Below are 20229 nucleotides of genomic sequence, written 5' to 3'. Positions count from 1 at the left end.
CGGGCAGCGATGGTCACGGCGACCTTCCGGTTCTATGAGGAGCTGAACGACTTCCTCGCGCGCGAGCGGCGACGGCGCGAGTTCTCGTGCCGGTGCGCGCGGATGGCGACCACCAAGCACATGATCGAGGCGCTCGGCGTTCCGCATACCGAGGTCGAACTGGTGCTGCTCAACGGCGAGTCGGTCGGCTTCGATACCTTGCTGCGCGATGGCGACCGGGTCGCCGTCTTTCCGAAGTTCGAAGCGCTCGACATCACGCCGCTGCTGCGCGTTCGCGAGCGTGCGTTGCGCGAGACCCGGTTCATCGCGGACGCGCACCTGGGCGGGCTCGCGCACCTGCTTCGCATGACCGGGTTCGACACGCTGTATGACAACGGCTTTCGCGACGAAGAGATCGAGCGCATTGCCGGCGCGCAAGGACGCATCGTGCTGACCAGAGACCTGGAACTGCTCAAGCGCCGGGGCGTGACGCATGGCTGCTACGTGCATGCGTTGCGATCCGCCCAGCAGTTGCGCGAAGTCTTCGATCGGCTCGACCTCGCGCGCGGCGCGCGGCCGTTCACGCGATGCCTGGAGTGCAACACCCCCTTGCGCGAGATCGACAAGTCGCTGGTCGAATCGGCCTTGCCGGCGAGGGTGCGCGAACGCTATCAGCGCTTCAGCACGTGCGATACATGCCGCCGCGTCTTCTGGGAGGGCTCGCACTGGCAGCGGATGCGCGCCATGGTGGACGAGTTGCTTGCGCAAGCGCAAGGATGACGACCTGCGCTTCAGTGGGTATGGAAAACCAGCGGACCCGGATTCGGCTCGGCCCGCAGACCGCCGCCGTGCAGCCAGGATCGCGTGGTGTCGGCCGCGCGTTCGATCAACGCGGCGCAGTGGTCGTAGTCATAGGATGAGATTTCGAGCGGGCACAGCGCGGGCACGACGCAGATGCGGACCCGCGACGCGAAGTGCTCGATGTCCTGCACCAGCTGGCGCGCCACCACGAGGCTGAGGGCGTGGAGCGTGTGGCCGATCCAGCCGCGAGGCGGCGTCCGCACCGCGCAGGCGAAGCCGGCCGGCAGCACGACGATATCCGTCGCGCCCAGTCGCACCGCCGCCGCGATGGGCGTGTTACTGCACACGCCGCCATCCACCAGTTCACGGCCTTCGATCGAGATCGGCGGGAACACGCCCGGGATCGCGCTGCTCGCCAGAACGGCTTCGACGACCGGCCCGCGGGACAGCACGACCTCATGGCCCGTCACGCGTTCGCTGGCCACCACGTGCAACGGAAGAAAGCTGTCTTCGATCGCGTGGTAATCGAGCGAACGCTGAAGCAGGCTTCGCAGCGCGCCGTTGTGCACCAGGTGCTCCTGGCGGCGCAGCAGGATGCGCAGGAAGGACGTGAAACTGAAGGGCATCACGTCGCGGCGCCGGATGTTGCACCACAGCGCCTGGAGGGCCGCAACGCCCTCCGCGTGCGGCGCGCCTGCGAAGTAGGCCGCGTTGATCGCCCCGGCCGACGCACCGACGACGAAGTCCGGTCGAACGCCGGCGCGAACCAGTTCGCGCAGCATGCCGACCTCCACGGCGCCCAGGCTGCCGCCGCCGGCGAATACGAAAGCGGTTCGGGTCGTCATGGACTGGGTCGCGGTCGATGGAAGGGAGTGTCTACGCTATTTCGGACAACGCGCCATCGTGGTTACGCGCCCCCCGTCCGCCGAGCGCGCCTTCGTCCATGGGGCCTGCGACCCGTTCCTTTTCTTGATCTGCGTCATGGCCTGTTTCCCGCTCGCCCCCATGATGCAACGAGTTCTCCTGCACCGGAAGCCAACCTTGTCGAACCCGCCCACCACCAAGTACCGCGATCTGACGCAGACCGTTTCCGCCAGCCTTGCCAGCCTGCGGGCCGGCACCCCCGAGGTCATGAAGAGCTTCAGCGAGCTCGGCCGGCATGCGACGTCGGAGGGTGCGCTCGACCGCAAGACCAAGGAGCTGATCGCGCTGGCGCTCGGTGTGGCCGCACGATGCGACCCCTGCATCGCCTTCCACATGCAGACGCTCGTCAAGCTCGGGGTCACGCGGCAGGAGCTCGAGGAGACGCTCGGCGTGGTCACCTATATGGGTGGCGGGCCGTCGCTGATGTATGCGGCGAGCGCGGTCGCCGCGTTTCAGGAGTTCTCGCAGGCGGAGGGGCGTTAGACCCCCTGCTGCTCGCGCACTCTGGTGCAGCCCCAACCAACGTGCGCCGCTTGACCGGCCCCGCCGTCAACTCGCCACCCCCACCGTCCCCGCCTCGATCAACCCATCAATCCGCTCCGGCGAATACCCGGCTTCACGCAGGATCTCGCGCGAGTGCTCGCCGAGCAGCGGCGCCGGGCGAACGGCGCGCCGCGGAAGTTCGCGACCCGCGCGGCATTGGTGGTGAATCGCGCGTCGCTGCACAAGTCGTCGAGATCGGCCACCGCGACGTCGTAGTGCGCCGGATGGTTGTCGCCGCTCGCGAGCTGGAAGGCGGCGAACAGGGCTTGCGTCATCGTCCGCGAAGGAGCACGAAGCACTCGCCGAGCCGGAAGTCCACAAAGTACCGCGGGTGCCGGGATCGGTGGATCGCATACCCAAAATCGAGAGACCTGTCCCAGAAATGCCCCCGCGTGACCCCGAATGGATGCACGCTTCTATGGACTCACTCACACGACCGGCGAGACGTCTACAAAGGGGAAACAAAAAAGCCGAACACCTTTGCAAGTGTCCGGCTTCATATCTGGTCCCGCCGCCAGGAATCGAACCTGGATCTCAGCCTTCGGAGGGCCGAATTCTATCCATTGAAATACAGCGAGGATCTGGGCTCCGACGTGGTCGGAAGCCTCACATTATCGCCTATCAGCCGCCGCTTGGTTCGGACTTGCCGAAACCCAGCCCCGCCAGGTAGACGCGGAAGGTCCGCCGCCCGGTCGAGACGAGGTCGAAAGCCTCCGGGTCGAGCAGCCAGTTCTTGATCAGCCCGTCGATCAGCGCGTGCAGGCCGTTGGCTGCGGCGGCAGCCGGAATGGGCAGCTTGATGCGCAGGCGGCGGGCCTCGGCGACCATGGCTTTCTCGAAATCGACCACGCATTCGTTGCGCGCGTCCAGGTGCCGGCGGTGCACCGATTGCATGTCGTGCGTGTATTCGACCTTGTGGGTGGCGACCTCGAACACGCGGCGCATCTGCGGGTCGGTGGTCACGAGCTTGAGGGCCTCGACCATCATGGCTTCGACGCTCTCCATCGAGCCGTCGTCCTTGGTCGCCTGCTGCACCGCGGCCTCCAGCGGCAGGGTGACGCGCTCCATCATGGCGTTGAAGAGGTCGGCCTTGTCCTTGAAGTGCCAGTAGATGGCGCCGCGCGTGGCGCCGGCCTGCTGGGCGATCTGCTGCAGCGTGGTCTGCGATACGCCCTGCGACTGGAACAGCACCTCGGCGGCATCCAGCAGGCGCTGGCGCGTCTCTTGCGCTTCCTCCTTGGTACGTCTCACCATTTTTTGTCTCCCGTTTCTAAAATCGGCCCTTTGCGCGTCAAGGGCGTCACTATACATGCACGAATGTATGTAAACTAGCGCCCTTTCCCGATAGCCAGCTTCGCCGTGCTGCTTTAGGCACCCGCGCGGGCAGATCGCTGTCCCCGTCCTCGCTACAAAGGATTCGCATGCCCACACTGCATGTCTCGCGCCCCTTTTTGTTCTCGCCGCGTGTTGCGGCCGTTTCCGCCGCCGCCGTCGTGGTCCTGATGCTCGCGGCCTGCGGCAAGAGCGAAGCCCCCGCAGCCGGCGGCCATGGCGGTGCGGCACCGCCGGCGCCTGAAGTGGGCGTGGTCGTTGCCACGCCGACGAGCGTCGGCCTGATCACGGAGCTGCCGGGCCGGCTGGAGGCCTCGCGCATCTCGGAGGTGCGTGCCCGTGCGGCCGGCATCATGCAAGAGCGTCTGTTCAAGGAAGGCAGCGACGTGAAGGCCGGCCAGCTGCTGTTCCGCATCGATCCCGCGCCGTATGCGGCCGCCGCGCGCAGTGCCGAAGCGAGCCTCAACCGTGCCGAAGCGAATGCGGCGCAGGCCAAGGCGCTGGCCGAGCGCTACAAGCCGCTGGTGGCGGCCAATGCGGTCAGCAAGCAGGAATACGACAACGCGGTCGCCGCGCAGAAGACGGCCGAGGCCGACGTGGGCGTGAGCCGCGCCGCGCTGACGACGGCCAAGATCAACCTGGGCTATGCCGCGGTGACGGCGCCGATTTCCGGGCGCATCGGCCGCGCGCTGGTGACCGAAGGCGCGCTGGTGGGCCAGGGCGACGCGACGCAGCTCGCGGTGATCCAGCAGATCGACCCGATCTACGTGAACTTCACGCAGTCCGCCACGGACGTGATGCGCCTGCGCCGCCAGATGGAGGCCGGCCAGTTCAAGCGCGCCGAGGGCGCGAACGCGGCGAGCGTGCGCGTGGTGCTCGAAGACGGCAGCGAATATCCGCTGCCCGGCCGACTGCTGTTCTCCGACCTGACGGTGGATTCGACGACCGGCCAGGTCACGCTGCGCGCCGAGGTGCCGAACCCCAACAAGAACCTGCTGCCGGGCCTGTACGTGCGTGTGCGCGTGGAGCAGGCGCAGGCCTCCGACGCGATCACGCTGCCGCAGCAGGCGGTCACGCGCACGCAGCAGGGCGACACGGTCACGGTGGTGAGCGACGACGGCAAGTTGAGCAAGCGCACCGTCAAGATCAGCGCCGCGCAGAACAACCAGTGGGTGGTGATCGACGGCCTGAAGGCCGGCGAGAAGGTGATGGTCGACGGCTTCCAGAAGCTGCAGATGATGCCGCCCGGCACGCCGGTGAAGCCGGTGCCCTGGAAGCCCGCGGGCGCAGCGCCTGCTCCTGCTGCCGCGGCGGCCGCTCCGGCTCCTGCCGCCAAGCAGTAAGGAGCGCGCCCGCATGGCCAAGTTCTTCATCGATCGACCGATCTTCGCGTGGGTGATCGCGCTGTTCATCATCGTGATGGGCAGCGTGGCGATCACGCAGCTCCCGATCTCGCAATACCCGCCCGTGGCGCCGCCCGCGATCGTCGTCAGCACGGCCTACCCCGGCGCGTCGGCACAGACGCTGGAAGACAGCGTGCTGTCGGTGATCGAGCGCGAAATGAACGGCTCGCCCGGCCTCATCTACATGGAGTCGGTCGCGCAGGCGGACGGCACCGGCACGATCACCATCACCTTCGAGACCGGCACCAACGCCGATCTCGCGCAGGTGGACGTGCAGAACCGGTTGTCGCGCGCCACGCCGCGCCTGCCGGCGGCGGTGACGCAGCAGGGCGTGCGCGTGGACAAGTCGCGCAACAACTTCCTGTTGTTCACGATGCTTTCGTCGGACAACCCGGCCTTCGACACGATCGCGCTGGGCGACTACGCATCGCGCAACGTGGTGCCCGAACTGCAGCGCATCACCGGCATCGGCCAGGCGCAGCTCTTCGGCACCGAGCGCTCGATGCGCGTGTGGATCGACCCGGCGAAGCTGCAGGGCTTCAACCTGTCGGCGGCCGACGTGAACAGCGCGATCAAGGCGCAGAACGCGCAGGTGTCTTCGGGCGTGATCGGCGATCTGCCGAACGTGCCGGGGCAGGCGATCTCGGCCACGGTGGTGGTCAACGGCCAGCTCACGACGGTGGAGCAGTTCGGCAACATCGTGCTGCGAGCGAACACCGACGGTTCGGCCGTGCGGCTGCGCGACGTGGCGCGCATCGAGCTGGGCGGGCAGGCGTATTCGACGTCGGCGCGCCTGAACGGCCAGTCCGCCGTGGGTATCGGCGTGCAGCTCGCACCGAGCGGCAACGCGCTCGAATCGGCCAAGCTGATCCGCGCCAAGATGGACGAGCTCTCGAAGTTCTTCCCGCAGGGCGTGAAGTGGACCATCCCCTACGACAGCTCGCGCTTCGTGAGCATCTCCATCAAGGAAGTGGTGAAGACGCTGTTCGAGGCGATCGCGCTGGTGTTCCTGGTGATGTTCCTGTTCCTGCAGAACTGGCGCTACACGATCATCCCGACGATCGTGGTGCCGATCTCGCTCCTGGGCACTTTCGCCATGCTGCTGGCGCTGGGCTTCTCGATCAACGTGCTGACGATGTTCGGCATGGTGCTGGTGATCGGCATCGTGGTGGACGACGCGATCGTGGTGGTCGAGAACGTCGAGCGGATCATGAGCGAGGAAGGTCTCTCGCCGCTCGAAGCCGCGCGCAAGGCGATGCGCCAGATCTCCGGCGCGATCATCGGCGTGACGGTGGTGCTGATTTCGGTGTTCGTGCCGCTGGCCTTCTTCGCGGGCTCGACCGGCAACATCTACCGCCAGTTCTCGGCGGTGATGGTGGCGTCGATCGGCTTCTCGGCGTTCATGGCGCTGTCGCTCACGCCGGCGTTGTGCGCGACGCTGCTGAAGCCTGTCGAGGCGGGGCATCACCACGAGAAGACCGGCTTCTTCGGCTGGTTCAACCGCGGGTTCACGCGCACGGCCAAGGGCTATGAAAGCCTGGTGGCGCGCATCCTCAAGCGCGCAGCGCGCTATCTGATCATCTACGCGGCGATCATCGGAGCGGTCGCGCTGGTCTACAGCCGCCTGCCCACCTCCTTCCTGCCTCAGGAAGACCAGGGCTACATCATCGTGAACGTGCAGCTCCCGCCGGGCGCGACGCAGGAGCGCATGCTGTCGGTCATGGGCAGCGTCGAGGACTACATGCTCAAGCAGCCCGAAGTGGAGAACATGGTCGGCGTGCTGGGCTTCAGCTTCTCGGGCCAGGGGCAGAACGCGGGCCTCGCCTTCGTGACGCTCAAGGACTGGGAGCAGCGCAAGGACGCACAGCACTCGGCCGATGCGGTGGCGGGCCGCGCCTTCGGGGCGCTCTCCGGCATCCGCGACGCGTTCATCTATCCGCTGAGCCCGCCGCCGATTCCCGAGCTCGGCAACGCGAGCGGATTCAGCTTCCGTCTGCAGGACCGCTCGGGCGCAGGCCACGAGGCGCTGATCGCCGCGCGCAACCAGATGCTGGGCATGGCGAGCAAGAGCCCGCTGCTCACGCAGGTGCGTCCGGACGGGCTCGAAGACGCGCCGCAGCTGCAGATCGACATCGACCGCGACAAGGCGAACGCGCTGGGCGTGACCTTCGATGCGATCAACACGACGCTGTCGACGGCGCTGGGCTCGTCCTATGTCAACGACTTCCCGAACCGCGGCCGCCTGCAGCGCGTGGTGGTGCAGGCCGATGCGCCGGCACGGATGCAGCCGGAAAACCTGCTGAAGCTCAACGCGAGCAACACCAAGGGCGTGCCGGTGCCGCTGTCGGCCTTCGCAAGCACGCGCTGGGTGACGGGCGCGCAGCAGACGGTTCGCTACAACGGCTATCCGGCGGCGCGCATCTCGGGTTCGGCCGCGCCGGGCTACAGCTCGGGCGCCGCGATGGCCGAGATGGAGAAGCTGGCGGCGCAGCTGCCGGCAGGCTTCGGCTTCGAATGGACCGGCCAGTCGCGCGAGGAAAAGCTCGCGGGTTCGCAGGCCATCATCCTGTACGGCTTCGCGATCCTGGCGGTGTTCCTGTGCCTGGCGGCGCTGTACGAGAGCTGGACGATTCCGCTGTCGGTGATCATGGTGGTGCCGCTGGGCGTGCTCGGCGTGCTGCTGGCGACGCTTCTGCGGGCGTACTCCAACGACGTGTACTTCCAGGTGGGCCTGATCACGATCATCGGCCTGTCGGCGAAGAACGCGATCCTGATCATCGAGTTCGCGAAGGACCTGCAGGCGCAGGGCAAGGGCGTGATCGAGTCGGCGCTGGCCGCGGCGCACCTGCGGTTCCGGCCGATCATCATGACCTCGCTCGCCTTCGGCCTGGGCGTGGTGCCGCTGGCAACGGCCACCGGCGCGGGCTCGGCGAGCCAGCGCGCGATCGGCACCGGCGTGCTGGGCGGCATGCTGACCGGCACCGCGCTCGCGGTGATCTTCGTGCCGGTGTTCTTCGTGGTCGTGCGCAGCCTGTTCAAGGGCAGCGAACGGCAGCACCAGATGGATAAGCGCCATGCGGAAGCCGCGGGCATCGAGGAAGCACATGAAGGTCAATAGGCACACCCCCAGGCTCGCGCACTTCGTGTCGCTCTCCACCCCCTTGCAGGGGGCAACACCGGCGGCCCGGCAGAGCCGGTTCCGCGGTGTTTCCCGAACGGGCCTTTCCGCTGTCGCGGCGGCCCTTGTGTTGGCCGGGTGCTCGCTGGCACCCAAGTACGAACGTCCGGAACTGCCGGTGCCTTCGGCCTTCCCGAACACCGCTGCGCCGGCTGCGCAACAGCCGCCGGCCGCGACGATCGCGTGGCAGGACTACTTCACCGATCCGCGCCTGGCAAAGCTCATCGAGATCGCGCTGGCGAACAACCGCGACCTGCGTGTGTCGGTGCTCAACATCGAGCAGGCGCGCGCGCAGTTCCAGATCCAGCGTTCGGCGCTGTTCCCAACCCTGAATGCCTCGGCGAGCCAGACGCGGCAGCGGCCCTCGGCGACGGGGATCGGCAACGTGTCGGAAGTCGATCAGGTCAGCGTCGGCATCACGTCGTGGGAGATCGACTTCTTCGGCCGGATCACGAGCCTGAAGGACGCGGCGCTCGCGCAATACCTCGCCACCGAGGAATCGCGCAAGGCGGCGCAGATCAGCCTCGTCAGCGCGGTCGCGACGGGCTGGCTCACGGTGCTGAGCGACGACGAGTTCCTCGAGATCACGCGCCGCACGATGGAGACGCGCGACGAGTCGCTCAAGCTGACCAAGCTGCGTTTCGACAACGGCGTGGCGTCGGAGATCGACTACCGCTTCGCCGAATCGCAGGCCGAAACCGCGCGCGCCGCGTATGCGCAGCAGCAACGCCTGCGCATGCAGGACGAGAACGCGCTCGCGCTGCTGCTCGGCTCGCCGGTGCCGCCGGAAGCGTTCGCGGGTAGCGCGGCGGGCCTGCAGGCGCTCGCGCCGATACAGGACCTGCCGGGGGGACTGCCTTCGGACCTGCTGACGGAGCGGCCGGACATCCGCGCGGCCGAGCAGCAGTTGATCGCGGCCAACGCGAACATCGGCGCGGCGCGCGCCGCGTTCTTCCCGCGCGTGACGCTCACGACGTCGATCGGCACCGCGAGCAACGAGTTCTCGGGGCTCTTCCAAAGCGGCACCAAGGCCTGGAGCTTCGCGCCGGCGATCACGCTGCCGATCTTCGATGCGGGCCGCAACCGCGCGGGGCTCGATTCGGCGCAGGCCCAGCGCGAGATCGCGGTGGCGCAGTACGAGAAGGCCATCCAGACCGCATTCCGCGAAGTCGCCGATGCGCTCGCCGGCCAGGCGACCTACGACGAGCAACTGCGCGCGCTGATCGCACAGGCCAACGCGGAGGAGATCCGCTTCAAGCTGTCGGACATGCGCTATCGCAACGGCATCGCGAGCGGACTCGATCTGCTGGACGCGCAGCGGTCGCTGTACACGGCGCAGTTGGCGACGGCGCAGGCGCGTCAGGCGAAGCTGCAGAACCAGGTGGCTCTGTACAAGACCTTGGGCGGCGGCTGGAGCACGCGGTAGGCACACCCCCAGGCTGCGCGCACTTCGTGTCGCTTCGCCCACCCCCTTGCAGGGGGTGATACCAGCGGCCCGGCAAAGCCGGTTCCGCGGTATCCCTGGCACGGTCCTCATCGGCGACAGCCTGGGTCTTGAGGCGATCCCTATAATCCGCCGTGATCTAAAAAGCCCCCGACGAGCCCCACACTGAGGACCCAATGAGCGACGAAGTGCACTACCAGGCCACAGAAGAAGCCCACACCGGACCGATCAAGAATCCCAGGCAGCTCCTGCTGGCGGTATTTTTCTCATTCATCGCTCCCATCCTGATCATTGCGGGCCTGGTCTCGTACGTGGTCTCGGGCACCCGGCCTTCGGGGTCCGAACAGGGTGAAGGCCTGTCGCTTTACGGCGTGTCGAAGGACGTCCGCGACCGCGAAGTCGCCGAGCGTCTCAAGAAGGTCGGCTCCATCGAAATCCGCGACGCCAACCGGGCGCTGGCCACCGGCGAAGCCGTGTTCAAGGCGCAGTGCGTGACCTGCCACGGCTCGCCCGGCATTCCCGGCGCACCGCACCTGAACGACGCCGCGGCCTGGGGCCCCCGCATCGGCCAGGGCTATGCCACGCTGCTCGATCACGCGCTCAAGGGCAAGAACGCGATGCCCCCGCAAGGCGGCGGCGACTTCGAGGACGTGGAAATCGGCCGCGCCGTGGTCTACATGGCCAACGCCGGCGGCGCCACCTTCCCGGTGCCGGACCGGCCCGCCGCAGCGCCGGCCGATGGCGCGACGACGGCCGATGCGGCCAAGCCGGCCGAAGGCGCCGCCAAGTAAACGGCCCTTCCCCAGAATCAAGAAGAGCCCGCACAAGCGGGCTCTTTTTTTGCCTGCGCGGCGCTCAGCGCGGCGCGGGAGCGCCGGCCGGCTGACCTGCAGCCGGGCTCGGCACGTAGCCGAAGCGGGCCGGCAGGTCCGCGGCGCGGACCTCCTCGGGCACCCACCGGCCCTGCTCGATCGCCTCCGCCGCCAGGCCGACATCGAGCGTGTGAACGAGGCCGAGGCCGATCGGCGCGGCCAGGTAGAGCTTGCCGTCCTCGTCGAGCAGGCAGGCAGAAGGCTCGACCTGCTCGCCTGCATGGGACCGCACCGAGAGATCCTCCGCGATGCGCCAGATCCACGGCGTGGCTTCGAGTTCGACGTAGACGCGCTGCGGTCCGTTCTGGAAGAACCACCGGCCCTCTTCGTCGTGCTCGTAGTTGCGCTGGATGAATTCGATGAGCTTCTCGTGCCGGAGCATCGAGCCCTTCGATGCCGCGAAGGGGCCGGCGGCCTGCGTGGGCGCATCGCGCAGATACCAGTTGCCGCGCGCATCGAGGCCGAGCCAGCCGTAGCAGTGGGGAACGTTCGGCCACTTGGCCAAGGCCTGCTTGACGATGTCGTCCATACCGGTATTTTGCGCGGCTACCTGTCCGCGAGCCAGCCGATGACGCTCTCGGGCATGCCGCGCACGTGGCCGGGTGGAAAGCCGAGCGGGAAGCCGACGTGGCCGCCATGGGCGGGCTGCCAGAGCGTGACGTGGCGGCCGACCTCCCCGGCGCGCGGCAGGCTCGCGGCGGGCACGAAAGGGTCATTGGCCGCATTGACGACCAGCGCCGGGATCCGGATGCGATGCAGGTGAGGCTTCGCGGAGCCGCGCGACCAGTAGTCGTCGGTGTCGCGAAAGCCGTGCAGGGGTGCGGTGAAGATGTTGTCGAAGTCGTACAGGTCGCGCGCCGCCAGGAGCTTGTCGCGATCGAACAGGCCCGGGTGCTGCGCCAGCTTGGCGAGTGCCTTGGGCTTCATGGTCGCGAGGAACATCCGCGTGTAGACGAGCTTGTTGAAGCCCCGGCCGATGGCAGCGCCCCCGGCCGCGAGATCAAGCGGCGCGCAGATCGACGCCGCCGCGCGCACGCGCTTCGAGGCTTCGGTGCCCGACTCTTCCACCCAGCGCATCAGCGCATTGCCGCCGAGCGAGACGCCGACCGCGCGAACGGCTTTGCGGCCCTGGTGAAGGCGCGCGAGGATCCAGTCGATCTCCTCGAAATCCCCGGAGTGGTAGGCGCGCGGCGCGAGGTTGATCTCGCCGCTGCAGCCGCGGAAATGCGGCACCGCGTAGTCCCAGCCGCGCTCCAGCGCGAAAGCCGCGAAGGCCTCGGCGTAGTGGCTGTGCGACGAGCCTTCGAGCCCGTGGAAAAGCACCAGCAGCGGCCGGGGGCCTTGGCCCTCGCCCTGCGCGTCGAGGAAGTCGACGTCGATGAAGTCGCCGTCGGGCGTGGACCAGCGTTCGCGCCGGTACGGCGGCAGCGGCGTCATCACGCGCCGGCCGTACAGGGCGGCCCAAATGGTCTGGAGGTTGCCACCCGGCAACCAGCGCGGTGCGACGTACTGCATCAATGAAGGGTCTGCGGCGCCTCGGGGGCGTCGCCCGGCTCCTGTGCGCTGCCCGGGCTCGCATGGTGCGCCACCATGCGCCATCCCTGCGCGGTCTTGTGATAGACGTTGGTGGCCAGCACGAAGGCGTGCTTGCGCCCTTCGGTGGTCAGCACGTCGACGCGTTCGAGCACATTGTGCACGGCGCTTGCCAGCGACTCGACCTTGCGCACGCGCGCGGGCGTCGCGTGGATCGCGCCGCCGTGGCCGAACATGTTCTCGAAGGCCGACCGGATCGCGTCGGCGCCCACCAGCCGGGGGCCGCCGGGGTGGACGCAGAAGATCTCGTCCTCGTCGGCCCAGCAGTCCATCAGCGCGTCGACGTCGCCGCGCTGCAGCGCCTCGTAGAAAGCCGCTTCGACGTCGTCGGCGGTGCCGCCGATCGTCGCGGCGCGGAGTCTGGTTTTGGTGGACATGGGTGGATCTGCCGGAAGGGTGGATTTTGCCTCGGACCGCACCGCCGGGTGCTCGGGGCGACTCAGGGCGACCCGGCCAGCCACGCCTCGATGACCTCGCGCACATCGCCCTGGGATGCGCGCCAGACCATCTCCGGCGCCATCACGCGCGCCCCCGGGGGCGCAAGGCGCAGCGCGACGTCGACCAGCTCGGCGACCTTGGATGCGCGCACCGGCTGTTCGCTCGAAGGCACCATGAAGCGCGTGATCGACAGCATCCAGGCGGCGAGCCGCTCCGCCGGATTCGTCTGCCGTACCTTCGCCGGCTTCTGCGCGGTGCGCACGAGGATCACGCGCTCGAAGCCTTCGGCGACCACGGCCTGCTCGTCGAGCGAGGCGAGGCCGCGCTTGAGCGCCTCCGGCAGGCGCCCCTGCGCGTGCGGCTGCACGACCGCGAGCGATTCGACACCACTCGCGCGCAGCCATCGCGCGAGGGCGGGCAACTGTTGCGGCGTCGGCGTCCAGAGTGCGCGCTCGCGGTCGTAATAGAGGCGCGGCGGCTCGAACAGAACCACTGCGGTGTCTGCTTCCACCAGCGGCCATTCGTCGATGGGGGCGTCGGGCGTCAGCACGGTCTCGACGCCGCTCAAACCTTCGCGGATCGGCTCGCGCACCAGCACGCGGGTGTGGTCGAAGCGGTGCCTGCCGGCCAGGCGCCGGACCAGTTCCTGGCCCAGCATGCCGGTCGCGCCGGCGACGAGGAGCGTCCCGGTACCCGCATCGGCCGTGCCCTGCGCCGGGCCCCGCTGGCCCGCCTGCAACGCATGGATGGTGTCGACGGGCATCCCGCTATGCTACCTTTGCCCACTTCACAACAAGGGACCTCGCGATGATGAAACGCTGGCTATTGATCATCCTCGCCGCGCTCGCCCTCTCGGGCTGCGGCTACAACGACTTCCAGCGGCTCGACGAGGCCAGCAAATCGGCGTGGAGCGAGGTGCTCAACCAGTACCAGCGGCGCGCGGATCTCGTGCCGAACATCGTGGCCACGGTCAAGGGCGAGGCCAACTTCGAGCAGGAGACGCTCACCAAGGTGATCGAGGCGCGGGCCAAAGCCACGTCGATCCAGGTGACGCCGGAAACGCTCAACAACCCCGAGGCCTTCAACAAGTTCCAGCAGGCGCAGGGGGAGCTGTCGAGCGCGCTGTCGCGGCTGATGGTGGTGGCCGAGCAGTACCCGAACCTCAAGGCCAACCAGGCCTTCCGCGACCTGCGCGTGACGCTCGAAGGCACCGAGAACCGCATCACCGTGGCGCGCAACCGCTACATCCAGACGGTGCAGGAATACAACGTGCTCGCGCGCAGCTTCCCGACCAACCTGACGGCGAAGATCTTCAACTACGACCCCAAGCCCAACTTCTCGGTGCAGAACGAGGCCCAGATCTCGACGCCGCCCACGGTCGACTTCAGCGCGCCGAAGAAGTGAAGCCACCCCCATGCGCCTTCGGCGCTCCCCCTCCAGGGGGCGCACCCAGCGGCCCGGCGAAGCCGGTTCCGCGGGTGCTCTGGCTCGGGCTGGACCGGTTGCACGGGGTGCAGGCAGAACATGGCGACGGGAGAAGTTGAGAAGATGGTCACCCTCTGGCGCGTACTGGCGGCGCTGCTGTTGTTTGCGGCGGCGCTGCTCGGCGCGCAGGTGCATGCGCAGGGCCTGCTGCCGGTGCCGAAGCTCGATGCGCGCGTCATCGACCAGACCGGCACGCTCACCCCCGCGCAGCGCGCTGCGCTCGACGCCAAGCTGGCCGCCTTCGAGCAACAGAAGGGCTCGCAGATCGTGATGCTCATGGTGCCGACCACCGCGCCCGAGGACATCGCGAGCTACGCCAACCGCGTCGGCAACACCTGGAAGATCGGGCGACGCGAGGTCGGCGACGGCATCCTCGTGATCGTCGCGAAGAACGACCGCAAGATGCGCATCGAGGTCGCCAAGACGCTCGAAGGCGCGGTGCCCGACCTCGCGGCGGCGCACATCATCGACGACGCGATGAAGCCGCGCTTCCGCCAGAACGATTTCGCGGGCGGGCTCGATGCGGCGGCCGACCAGCTCATCGCGCGCGTCAAGGGCGAGCCGCTGCCGGAAGTCGATGCGCGCGGCGGCGACTTCGGCGGCGAGGGCCGCGGCGGCGGTGGCTTCAACTGGCAAGACCTCGCGGTGTTCTTCTTCATCGCGGTGATGGTCGGCGGGCCGATCGCGCGCCGCATCCTCGGCAAGACCCTGGGCTCGCTGGCAGTGGGCGGCATCGCCGGATTCGTCGTGATGATGGTCACGTCGAGCATCGTGATCGCGGTGCTGGCCGGGCTGGCCGCCCTGCTGTTCACGCTGCTGTCGATGGCCTTCGGCGCCGGCCCGCTGCGGCGCGGCAGCGGCTTGGGTGGTGGACTCGGCGGAGGCTGGGGCGCGGGTCGGGGCGGCGGCGGTTGGGGCGGCGGTTCCTCCGGCGGTGGTGGCTTCAGCTCCGGCGGTGGCGGCGATTTCGGCGGCGGCGGCGCCTCGGGGGACTGGTGACATGGCATCACTGACTTCACGCCTCGCACGCATCTGGCGCCATCGCTGGGTCGACGATGCCGACGTGCGCCGGGCGCTGCCGGCCGACATGCTGGGGCGCCTGGAACAGCGCGTCGGCGCAAGCGAACGGCGACATAGCGGCGAGATCCGCATCTGTGTCGAGGCGGGCCTGCCGATGTCCTACCTCTGGCGCGATGCGACGGCGCGCGAGCGCGCGATCATGATGTTCAGCAAGCTGCGCGTCTGGGACACCGCGCACAACAACGGCGTGCTGATCTACCTGCTGCTGGCCGAGCACGCGATCGAGATCGTGGCCGATCGCGGCATCGACCTGCATGTGGAAGACGAGGCGTGGGCGGCGATGGCTAGGCGCATGGGCGCGGCGTTTCGCGAAGGGCGCTTCGAGGACGGGCTCACGCAGGCGCTCGAGGAGGTGTCTGCCTTGCTGGTCGAGCACTTTCCGCTCGCCGAGGGTGAGCCGGACCGCAACGAGCTTCCGGATGCGCCGGTGATCCTCTGATCCGACGCCGCACGCTCAGGATTCGCTCGCGTCCAGCAATCTGCGGTTGACCGCGTGCACCGCGTCCAGCTCGGCCTGCAGGGCGCGCGTGACCTGCGACAGCGTGCGAAGGCGGCGGTTGCTTTCGCGCAGGCGCTCGGCGAGCCCCTTCGACAGCGCGAGAACGAGGCGCGAGGCCGCGGCCGGATGGTCGTTCAGCAGCTTCATGAGCGCCTCGCGCGACAGCACGCCCAGCTTGATGTCGGTCAGCGCGGTGCAGCTGGCCGAGCGCGGCTCGCCGTCGATGACGCCCATCTCGCCGATCAGGCTGCCGGGTCCGATGATCGAGATCACGACTTCCTCGCCGGGCATGCCGGTGCGGGTCTCGGCGCGCACCTGGCCTTCGAGCACCAGCGCCATGTAGTCGGTGTCCTCTGCGTCGCCTTCCTCGAAAAGGAGCGTGTCGGCCGGCACCTGCACCGGGCGCATCGCATCCACGACGAGTTCGGCTTCTTCCATGCTCATGCCAGACTTCGGCGCGGCCCGGGTCAGCATGAAGACGGCGTGTTCGCGAAGGTCGGTGCGTGGGCTTCCGGAGGCGTCCATGGGTCCGATTGTCCGCGACACCGGCTCCCGGAGCCATTCGCCGGGCGCACGCATCGCGGCTTCAGGCCGGCAGAAGCGCCGAAAGCGTCTGCAGCGTGTCGGCCTCTTCGACCGGCTTGTCCTCGCGCCATCGCAGCATGCGCGGGAAGCGCACCGCGATGCCACTCTTGTGCCGGCTACTGCGCGCGATGCCTTCGAAGCCGAGCTCGAAGACCAGCGTGGGCGTGACGCTGCGCACCGGGCCGAAGCTTTCGACGGTGGTCCGGCGTATCACCGCATCCACGCGCGCGATCTCCGCGTCGGTGAGGCCCGAGTAGGCTTTGGCGAACGGAACGAGCTTTCGGTCGGGCGCCTCGGGCGGCGCATCCCACACCGCGAAGGTGTAGTCGGTGTAGAGACTCGCGCGCCGGCCGTGGCCGCGCTGGGCGTAGACGAGCACCGCATCGATGGAGAGCGGGTCGATCTTCCACTTCCACCACACGCCCACGTCCTTGGTGCGGCCGACGCCGTAGCGCGCATGGCGCTGCTTGAGCATCAGGCCCTCGACGCCCATCGAGCGCGCCGCCTCGCGCTGTCTTGCAAGGTCGTTCCAGTCCTCGCCGTAAAGCATCGGGCTGGCGATGAGCGAGGGATGCTGCGCGTCCGCGATCAGTGCGTCGAGCATCTCCCGGCGTTCCTGCTGCGGCAGTTGGCGCAGGTCGCGGCCTTCGCGCTCGAGCAGGTCGTAGGCCAGCACCACCACGGGAATTTCGCGCAGCAGCTTCGCGCCGAGCGTCTTGCGGCCGATGCGCCTCTGCAGTTCCGCAAAGGGCTGCACGCGGTCCTCGCGCCAGACGACGATCTCGCCATCGATGACGGTGCCGTCGGGCAGCGACTCGCCCATCGTGGCAAGTTCGGGAAAGCGATCGGTCACCAGTTCTTCGCCGCGCGACCAGAGCCACGCCTGTCCCGCGCGCTTGACGAGCTGCGCCCGGATGCCGTCCCACTTCCATTCGACGACCCAGTCCGAGGGCGGCCCGAGCGCAGCCTCGAACTCCGCCAGTGGGAGGTTGAACGGGTGCGCAAGGAAGAACGGATACGGCTGGCCGCTGGTCTGCTGGTCGAGCTCGCCGTTGTTCTCGGGCGCGATGAGGGCGGCGTAGTCGCCGGCGCCCGGCTGGCCGCCGATGTGCGTGTAGCCCATCAGCCGCTGCGCGACGCGCTTGGGGTCGAGCCCGCCGACCGCCGCCAGCGCCTGCGTGACTTGCAGGCGCGAGACGCCGACGCGGAATCCGCCGGTGATGAGCTTGAAATAGACCAGCCGCTCTTCCACCGCGAGCCGCTGCCATTGCCGGCGCAGCTTGTCGGCCAGCGCATCCGGCAGCGTGTGGCGAAGCGGCAGCAGGTGCTGCTCGACCCAGTCCGCGAGGCCGAGGTCGTGCGCATCGGTCGGCGGCGGGAGCAGCAGCGAAATCGTTTCCGCGAGGTCGCCGACCGCCTCGTAGCTTTCGTCGAAGAGCCATTCGGGCAAGCCGGCGGACTCCTGCGCGAGCAGCCTCAGCATCTTGTTGGGCACGAGCTGGCGCGGCTTGCCGCCGGCCAGGAAGTAGACCGCCCATGCCGCATCGCGTGGCTCGGCGGCCATCAGGTAGCGCTGCAAGGCCGTCTGCTTGCCGAGGCTGGACGTTGTGGCATCGAGCTCGCGGTAGAGGGCGGCGAACTGCTTCATGACTCGGGCGATCCTCGCACGGGCACTTCCGAGGGCACTTCCGCCGCGCCTTCGACCGCATCCTCGTCGCCGTACTCGGTCTTGAACGACTGCGCATCCAGTCCCGCTTCGGCGAGCCATCGCACCATCACCGCCACGCTGCCGTGCGTCACGAAGACGCGCTCGGCGCCGGTGCTCGCGATCGCCGCCTGCAGGCCGGGCCAGTCGGCGTGATCCGACATCACGAAGCCGCGATCGACGCCGCGCCGCCGCCGGGTGCCACGAAGCTGCATCCATCCGCTCGCGAAAGCGTCCGAATAGTGGCCGAAGCGCCGCATCCACGGCGTGCCGTGCGCCGATGGGGGCGCGAGCACGAGCGATCGCTGGATCGTCGCCGCGTCGACGCCGGGATCGGTGACCCGCAGCGTGGGCGGCAGCGCGACGCCCGCCGCGCGGTAGATCTGGTTCAACGGCTCGACCGCGCCATGCACGATGATCGGCCCGATCTGTGCATCCACGCCATGCAGGATGCGCTGCGCCTTGCCGAAGGCATAGCAGAGCAGCACCGACGCCCTCCCCTGCGCCGCGTTCGCGCGCCACCATGCGTTGATCTCCTCGAACAGCGCCGGCTGTGCGGGCCAGCGGTAGATCGGCAGGCCGAAGGTCGATTCGGTGATGAAGGTGTCGCAGGGCACCGGCTCGAAGGGCGTGCAGGTGCCGTCGGCTTCGGTCTTGTAGTCGCCCGAGGCGACCCAGACGCGGCTGCCGTGCGCGATGCGGACTTGCGCCGAACCCAGTACATGGCCGGCAGGATGCAGCGATATCCGCACGCCGTTGTGCTCGATCGTCTCGCCGTACGCGAGCGTCTGCAGCGTGATGTCGCCGAGCCGCACGCGCAGCGTTCCGGCGCTGTCGTGGTGCGCGAGGTAGTGCCCGTGTCCGACGCGTGCGTGATCCGAATGCGCATGCGTGATGACAGCGCGGTCGACCGGCCGCCACGGGTCGATGTAGAAATCGCCCGGCGGGCAGTAGAGGCCTTCGGGGCGCGCGACGACGAGGTCGCGAGGCGCCGGGGCGTTCGCTGGTTCGGCCATGGTGGTGGCGCACATCGTAGGTCGGGCCGCCGATCCGCGCGCCGCGCAGCGGGCGCGACCTGCTGTCGGTTCAGGCCGACGCGCGGCGCGCGCCTACCAGGCGGTCCACTTGGCCTCGCTCGTCGCCGAGGCCACCGTGCGTTCGATGAAACGCACGCCGCGCGCACCATCTTCCACGCGCGGATAGTCGGCCGCGAGCGGATCGGCCGCCGTGCCGGCCAGCTTCGCGCGGATGTCCGCGATCACGCCGCCGTAGAGGTTGGCGAAGGCCTCGATGAAGCCCTCCGGATGCCCGCTCGGCAGCCGGCTCGCACGCCGTGCCGACTCGCAGAGCCAGGGTGCGCCGCGCGTCAGGATGCGCTTCGGCCCGTCGTGCGGGAGGTGCGTGAGCTCGCTCGGCCGCTCCTGCCGCCATTCGAGCGTGCCCTGCGCGCCGGAGATGCGCAAGCGCAGGTCGTTCTCGAGGCCGGTGTTGATCTGCGAGGCGATCAGCACGCCGCGCGCACCGCCCTTGAAGCGCAGCAGCAGGCTGCCGTCGTCATCGAGTGGCCGACCGGGCACGAAGGAATTCAGATCCGCGCAGAGGCTTTCGATTTCGAGCCCGGTCACCGTGGCGACCAGGTTCTCCGCATGCGAGCCGATGTCGCCGATGGCGCCGGCCGCGCCGCTTTGCGCCGGATCGCTGCGCCAAGCGGCCTGCTTGTTGCCCTCGCCTTCGAGCCGCGTCGCGAGCCACCCCTGGTTGTATTCGACGACGATCTTGCGGATCTCGCCGAGCACGCCCGAACGCACCATGTCGCGCGCCTGCCGCACCATGGGATAGCCGGTGTAGTTGTAGGTCACGCCGAAGACGGTGCCCATGCGTGCGACCGCGTCCACGAGCGCATCGGCCTGTGCGCGCGTGTGCACCAGCGGCTTGTCGCAGACCACGTGGAAGCCCGCCTCCACGAAGGCCAGCGCCACCGGGAAGTGCATGTGGTTCGGCGTGACGATGGAGACGAAGTCGATGCGCTCATGCGCGGGCCGCTTCAACTCGTCATCCAGCAGCCCGCGCCAGTCGCCGTGGTTGCGATCGTCCGCCAGGAACAGATCGCGCCCCGAGGCCTTCGCTTTCTCCGGACTCGAAGAAAGCGCCCCCGCCACCAGCTCGGCCTGCCCATCGAGCGCGATCGCCTTGCGGTGCACCGCGCCGATGAAGGCATCGCGCCCGCCACCCACCATGGCGTAGCGCAATCTACGAAAGGATGTTTCTGTCATTGGACGCTTCCAATAGCTTGCGACAGCCGCACTCGCACATACCAAGCGGGAGACACCGCGGAACCGGCTTCGCCGGGCCGCTGGTGTCGCCCCCT

19 protein-coding genes, 1 tRNA gene and 1 pseudogene are annotated in these 20229 nt (G+C 68.5%); 9 read left to right on the top strand and 12 right to left on the bottom strand.

Features of this window, described 5'->3' with window-relative positions; translation table 11 throughout:
* The first annotated feature begins 9 nt into the window (after positions 1-9).
* Positions 10-759, top strand: a complete 750-nt coding sequence (locus WKW77_RS10515) for a Mut7-C RNAse domain-containing protein (protein WP_340356790.1) — start codon at positions 10-12, stop codon at positions 757-759.
* Between the two features lie 11 nt (positions 760-770).
* Here WKW77_RS10515 and WKW77_RS10510 read toward each other — a convergent pair whose 3' ends face one another.
* Positions 771-1625, bottom strand: a complete 855-nt coding sequence (locus WKW77_RS10510) for a patatin-like phospholipase family protein (protein ID WP_340356789.1) — start codon at positions 1623-1625, stop codon at positions 771-773.
* Between WKW77_RS10510 and WKW77_RS10505 the strand changes: the two genes are divergently transcribed.
* Complete coding sequence (locus WKW77_RS10505; RefSeq protein ID WP_479694167.1) at positions 1624-2187, top strand: carboxymuconolactone decarboxylase family protein; 564 nt, start codon at positions 1624-1626, stop codon at positions 2185-2187. The genes WKW77_RS10510 and WKW77_RS10505 overlap by 2 nt on opposite strands.
* Positions 2188-2453: 266 nt before the next feature.
* Here the strand turns inward: WKW77_RS10505 and WKW77_RS10500 are convergent.
* The 3 genes and pseudogenes from WKW77_RS10500 to WKW77_RS10490 all read right to left on the bottom strand — a co-directional run.
* A pseudogene (locus tag WKW77_RS10500) lies at positions 2454-2596 on the bottom strand (dehydratase); the annotation flags it as partial.
* A gap of 154 nt (positions 2597-2750) precedes the next feature.
* A tRNA-Arg gene (locus tag WKW77_RS10495) sits at positions 2751-2825 on the bottom strand.
* 43 nt (positions 2826-2868) lie between these two features.
* A complete protein-coding gene (locus WKW77_RS10490) occupies positions 2869-3501 on the bottom strand; it encodes a TetR family transcriptional regulator (protein ID WP_340356788.1) in 633 nt (210 codons plus the stop codon).
* A 167-nt stretch (positions 3502-3668) separates the two neighbouring features.
* Here WKW77_RS10490 and WKW77_RS10485 point away from each other — a divergent pair, with 167 nt between their 5' ends.
* The 4 genes from WKW77_RS10485 (at position 3669) to WKW77_RS10470 (ending at position 10395) form a co-directional block, all read left to right on the top strand.
* A complete protein-coding gene (locus WKW77_RS10485) occupies positions 3669-4922 on the top strand; it encodes an efflux RND transporter periplasmic adaptor subunit (protein WP_340356787.1) in 1254 nt (417 codons plus the stop codon).
* A 13-nt stretch (positions 4923-4935) separates the two neighbouring features.
* Positions 4936-8100 (top strand): efflux RND transporter permease subunit, encoded by a 3165-nt coding sequence (locus tag WKW77_RS10480; RefSeq protein ID WP_340356786.1) that lies wholly within the window; start codon positions 4936-4938, stop codon positions 8098-8100.
* Positions 8087-9586 carry an efflux transporter outer membrane subunit gene (locus tag WKW77_RS10475; protein ID WP_340356785.1) on the top strand — a complete coding sequence of 500 codons (1500 nt, stop codon included), beginning with the start codon at positions 8087-8089 and terminating at the stop codon, positions 9584-9586. The genes WKW77_RS10480 and WKW77_RS10475 overlap by 14 nt, the downstream gene beginning before the upstream one ends.
* Before the next feature lie 194 nt (positions 9587-9780).
* Positions 9781-10395, top strand: coding sequence for a c-type cytochrome (locus WKW77_RS10470; RefSeq protein ID WP_340356784.1), 615 nt, complete (start codon positions 9781-9783; stop codon positions 10393-10395).
* A gap of 64 nt (positions 10396-10459) precedes the next feature.
* Here WKW77_RS10470 and WKW77_RS10465 read toward each other — a convergent pair whose 3' ends face one another.
* The 4 genes from WKW77_RS10465 to WKW77_RS10450 all read right to left on the bottom strand — a co-directional run bounded on the left by WKW77_RS10465 (position 10460) and on the right by WKW77_RS10450 (position 13270).
* Positions 10460-11005, bottom strand: coding sequence for a DUF2946 family protein (locus WKW77_RS10465; RefSeq protein WP_340356783.1), 546 nt, complete (start codon positions 11003-11005; stop codon positions 10460-10462).
* A gap of 17 nt (positions 11006-11022) precedes the next feature.
* Positions 11023-11991: a YheT family hydrolase gene (locus WKW77_RS10460; protein ID WP_340356782.1), complete on the bottom strand. Its 969-nt coding sequence runs from the start codon at positions 11989-11991 to the stop codon at positions 11023-11025.
* The gene (locus WKW77_RS10455) at positions 11991-12446 is read right to left on the bottom strand and encodes a YybH family protein (RefSeq protein ID WP_340356781.1); all 456 of its coding nucleotides are present in this window, start codon (positions 12444-12446) and stop codon (positions 11991-11993) included. Before WKW77_RS10455 ends, WKW77_RS10460 begins: the two co-directional genes overlap by 1 nt.
* 62 nt (positions 12447-12508) lie before the next feature.
* On the bottom strand, positions 12509-13270 hold the full coding sequence (locus tag WKW77_RS10450; RefSeq protein WP_340356780.1) for a Rossmann-fold NAD(P)-binding domain-containing protein: 762 nt from the start codon (positions 13268-13270) through the stop codon (positions 12509-12511).
* Between the two features lie 44 nt (positions 13271-13314).
* Between WKW77_RS10450 and WKW77_RS10445 the strand changes: the two genes are divergently transcribed.
* From WKW77_RS10445 to WKW77_RS10435, 3 genes are all read left to right on the top strand, one after another.
* Positions 13315-13911: a LemA family protein gene (locus WKW77_RS10445; RefSeq protein ID WP_422823171.1), complete on the top strand. Its 597-nt coding sequence runs from the start codon at positions 13315-13317 to the stop codon at positions 13909-13911.
* 144 nt (positions 13912-14055) lie between these two features.
* Positions 14056-14991 carry a TPM domain-containing protein gene (locus WKW77_RS10440; protein ID WP_340356779.1) on the top strand — a complete coding sequence of 312 codons (936 nt, stop codon included), beginning with the start codon at positions 14056-14058 and terminating at the stop codon, positions 14989-14991.
* 1 nt (position 14992) lies between these two features.
* Positions 14993-15511 carry a TPM domain-containing protein gene (locus tag WKW77_RS10435; protein WP_340356778.1) on the top strand — a complete coding sequence of 173 codons (519 nt, stop codon included), beginning with the start codon at positions 14993-14995 and terminating at the stop codon, positions 15509-15511.
* Positions 15512-15526: 15 nt separating this feature from the next.
* Here WKW77_RS10435 and WKW77_RS10430 read toward each other — a convergent pair whose 3' ends face one another.
* The 4 genes from WKW77_RS10430 to WKW77_RS10415 form a co-directional block, all read right to left on the bottom strand.
* Positions 15527-16096 (bottom strand): Crp/Fnr family transcriptional regulator, encoded by a 570-nt coding sequence (locus WKW77_RS10430; RefSeq protein WP_340356777.1) that lies wholly within the window; start codon positions 16094-16096, stop codon positions 15527-15529.
* A gap of 61 nt (positions 16097-16157) precedes the next feature.
* Positions 16158-17804, bottom strand: a complete 1647-nt coding sequence (locus WKW77_RS10425; RefSeq protein ID WP_340356776.1) for an ATP-dependent DNA ligase — start codon at positions 17802-17804, stop codon at positions 16158-16160.
* The gene (locus tag WKW77_RS10420; protein WP_340356775.1) at positions 17801-18877 is read right to left on the bottom strand and encodes a ligase-associated DNA damage response exonuclease; all 1077 of its coding nucleotides are present in this window, start codon (positions 18875-18877) and stop codon (positions 17801-17803) included. Before WKW77_RS10420 ends, WKW77_RS10425 begins: the two co-directional genes overlap by 4 nt.
* Before the next feature lie 93 nt (positions 18878-18970).
* Positions 18971-20134: a Gfo/Idh/MocA family protein gene (locus WKW77_RS10415; RefSeq protein ID WP_340356774.1), complete on the bottom strand. Its 1164-nt coding sequence runs from the start codon at positions 20132-20134 to the stop codon at positions 18971-18973.
* Between the last annotated feature and the right edge of the window lie 95 nt (positions 20135-20229).

Source organism: Variovorax ureilyticus (assembly GCF_037889935.1).
GTDB classification, from domain to species: Bacteria; Pseudomonadota; Gammaproteobacteria; order Burkholderiales; family Burkholderiaceae_C; genus Variovorax; species Variovorax ureilyticus.
This window is presented reverse-complemented; position numbering and strand designations above follow the sequence as displayed.

Bases quoted from the DNA above. Each gene is read 5' to 3' on its own strand.
- WKW77_RS10475 (WP_340356785.1), top strand. From the start codon at position 8,087: ATGAAGGTCAATAGGCACACCCCCAGGCTCGCGCACTTCGTGTCGCTC.
- WKW77_RS10430 (WP_340356777.1), bottom strand. From the start codon at position 16,096: ATGGACGCCTCCGGAAGCCCACGCACCGACCTTCGCGAACACGCCGTC.
- WKW77_RS10515 (WP_340356790.1), top strand. From the start codon at position 10: ATGGTCACGGCGACCTTCCGGTTCTATGAGGAGCTGAACGACTTCCTC.
- WKW77_RS10480 (WP_340356786.1), top strand. From the start codon at position 4,936: ATGGCCAAGTTCTTCATCGATCGACCGATCTTCGCGTGGGTGATCGCG.
- WKW77_RS10435 (WP_340356778.1), top strand. From the start codon at position 14,993: ATGGCATCACTGACTTCACGCCTCGCACGCATCTGGCGCCATCGCTGG.
- WKW77_RS10450 (WP_340356780.1), bottom strand. From the start codon at position 13,270: ATGCCCGTCGACACCATCCATGCGTTGCAGGCGGGCCAGCGGGGCCCG.
- WKW77_RS10490 (WP_340356788.1), bottom strand. From the start codon at position 3,501: ATGGTGAGACGTACCAAGGAGGAAGCGCAAGAGACGCGCCAGCGCCTG.
- WKW77_RS10445 (WP_422823171.1), top strand. From the start codon at position 13,315: ATGATGAAACGCTGGCTATTGATCATCCTCGCCGCGCTCGCCCTCTCG.
- WKW77_RS10470 (WP_340356784.1), top strand. From the start codon at position 9,781: ATGAGCGACGAAGTGCACTACCAGGCCACAGAAGAAGCCCACACCGGA.
- WKW77_RS10505 (WP_479694167.1), top strand. From the start codon at position 1,624: ATGGACTGGGTCGCGGTCGATGGAAGGGAGTGTCTACGCTATTTCGGA.
- WKW77_RS10485 (WP_340356787.1), top strand. From the start codon at position 3,669: ATGCCCACACTGCATGTCTCGCGCCCCTTTTTGTTCTCGCCGCGTGTT.
- WKW77_RS10510 (WP_340356789.1), bottom strand. From the start codon at position 1,625: ATGACGACCCGAACCGCTTTCGTATTCGCCGGCGGCGGCAGCCTGGGC.
- WKW77_RS10455 (WP_340356781.1), bottom strand. From the start codon at position 12,446: ATGTCCACCAAAACCAGACTCCGCGCCGCGACGATCGGCGGCACCGCC.
- WKW77_RS10440 (WP_340356779.1), top strand. From the start codon at position 14,056: ATGGTCACCCTCTGGCGCGTACTGGCGGCGCTGCTGTTGTTTGCGGCG.
- WKW77_RS10425 (WP_340356776.1), bottom strand. From the start codon at position 17,804: ATGAAGCAGTTCGCCGCCCTCTACCGCGAGCTCGATGCCACAACGTCC.
- WKW77_RS10415 (WP_340356774.1), bottom strand. From the start codon at position 20,134: ATGACAGAAACATCCTTTCGTAGATTGCGCTACGCCATGGTGGGTGGC.
- WKW77_RS10460 (WP_340356782.1), bottom strand. From the start codon at position 11,991: ATGCAGTACGTCGCACCGCGCTGGTTGCCGGGTGGCAACCTCCAGACC.
- WKW77_RS10420 (WP_340356775.1), bottom strand. From the start codon at position 18,877: ATGGCCGAACCAGCGAACGCCCCGGCGCCTCGCGACCTCGTCGTCGCG.
- WKW77_RS10465 (WP_340356783.1), bottom strand. From the start codon at position 11,005: ATGGACGACATCGTCAAGCAGGCCTTGGCCAAGTGGCCGAACGTTCCC.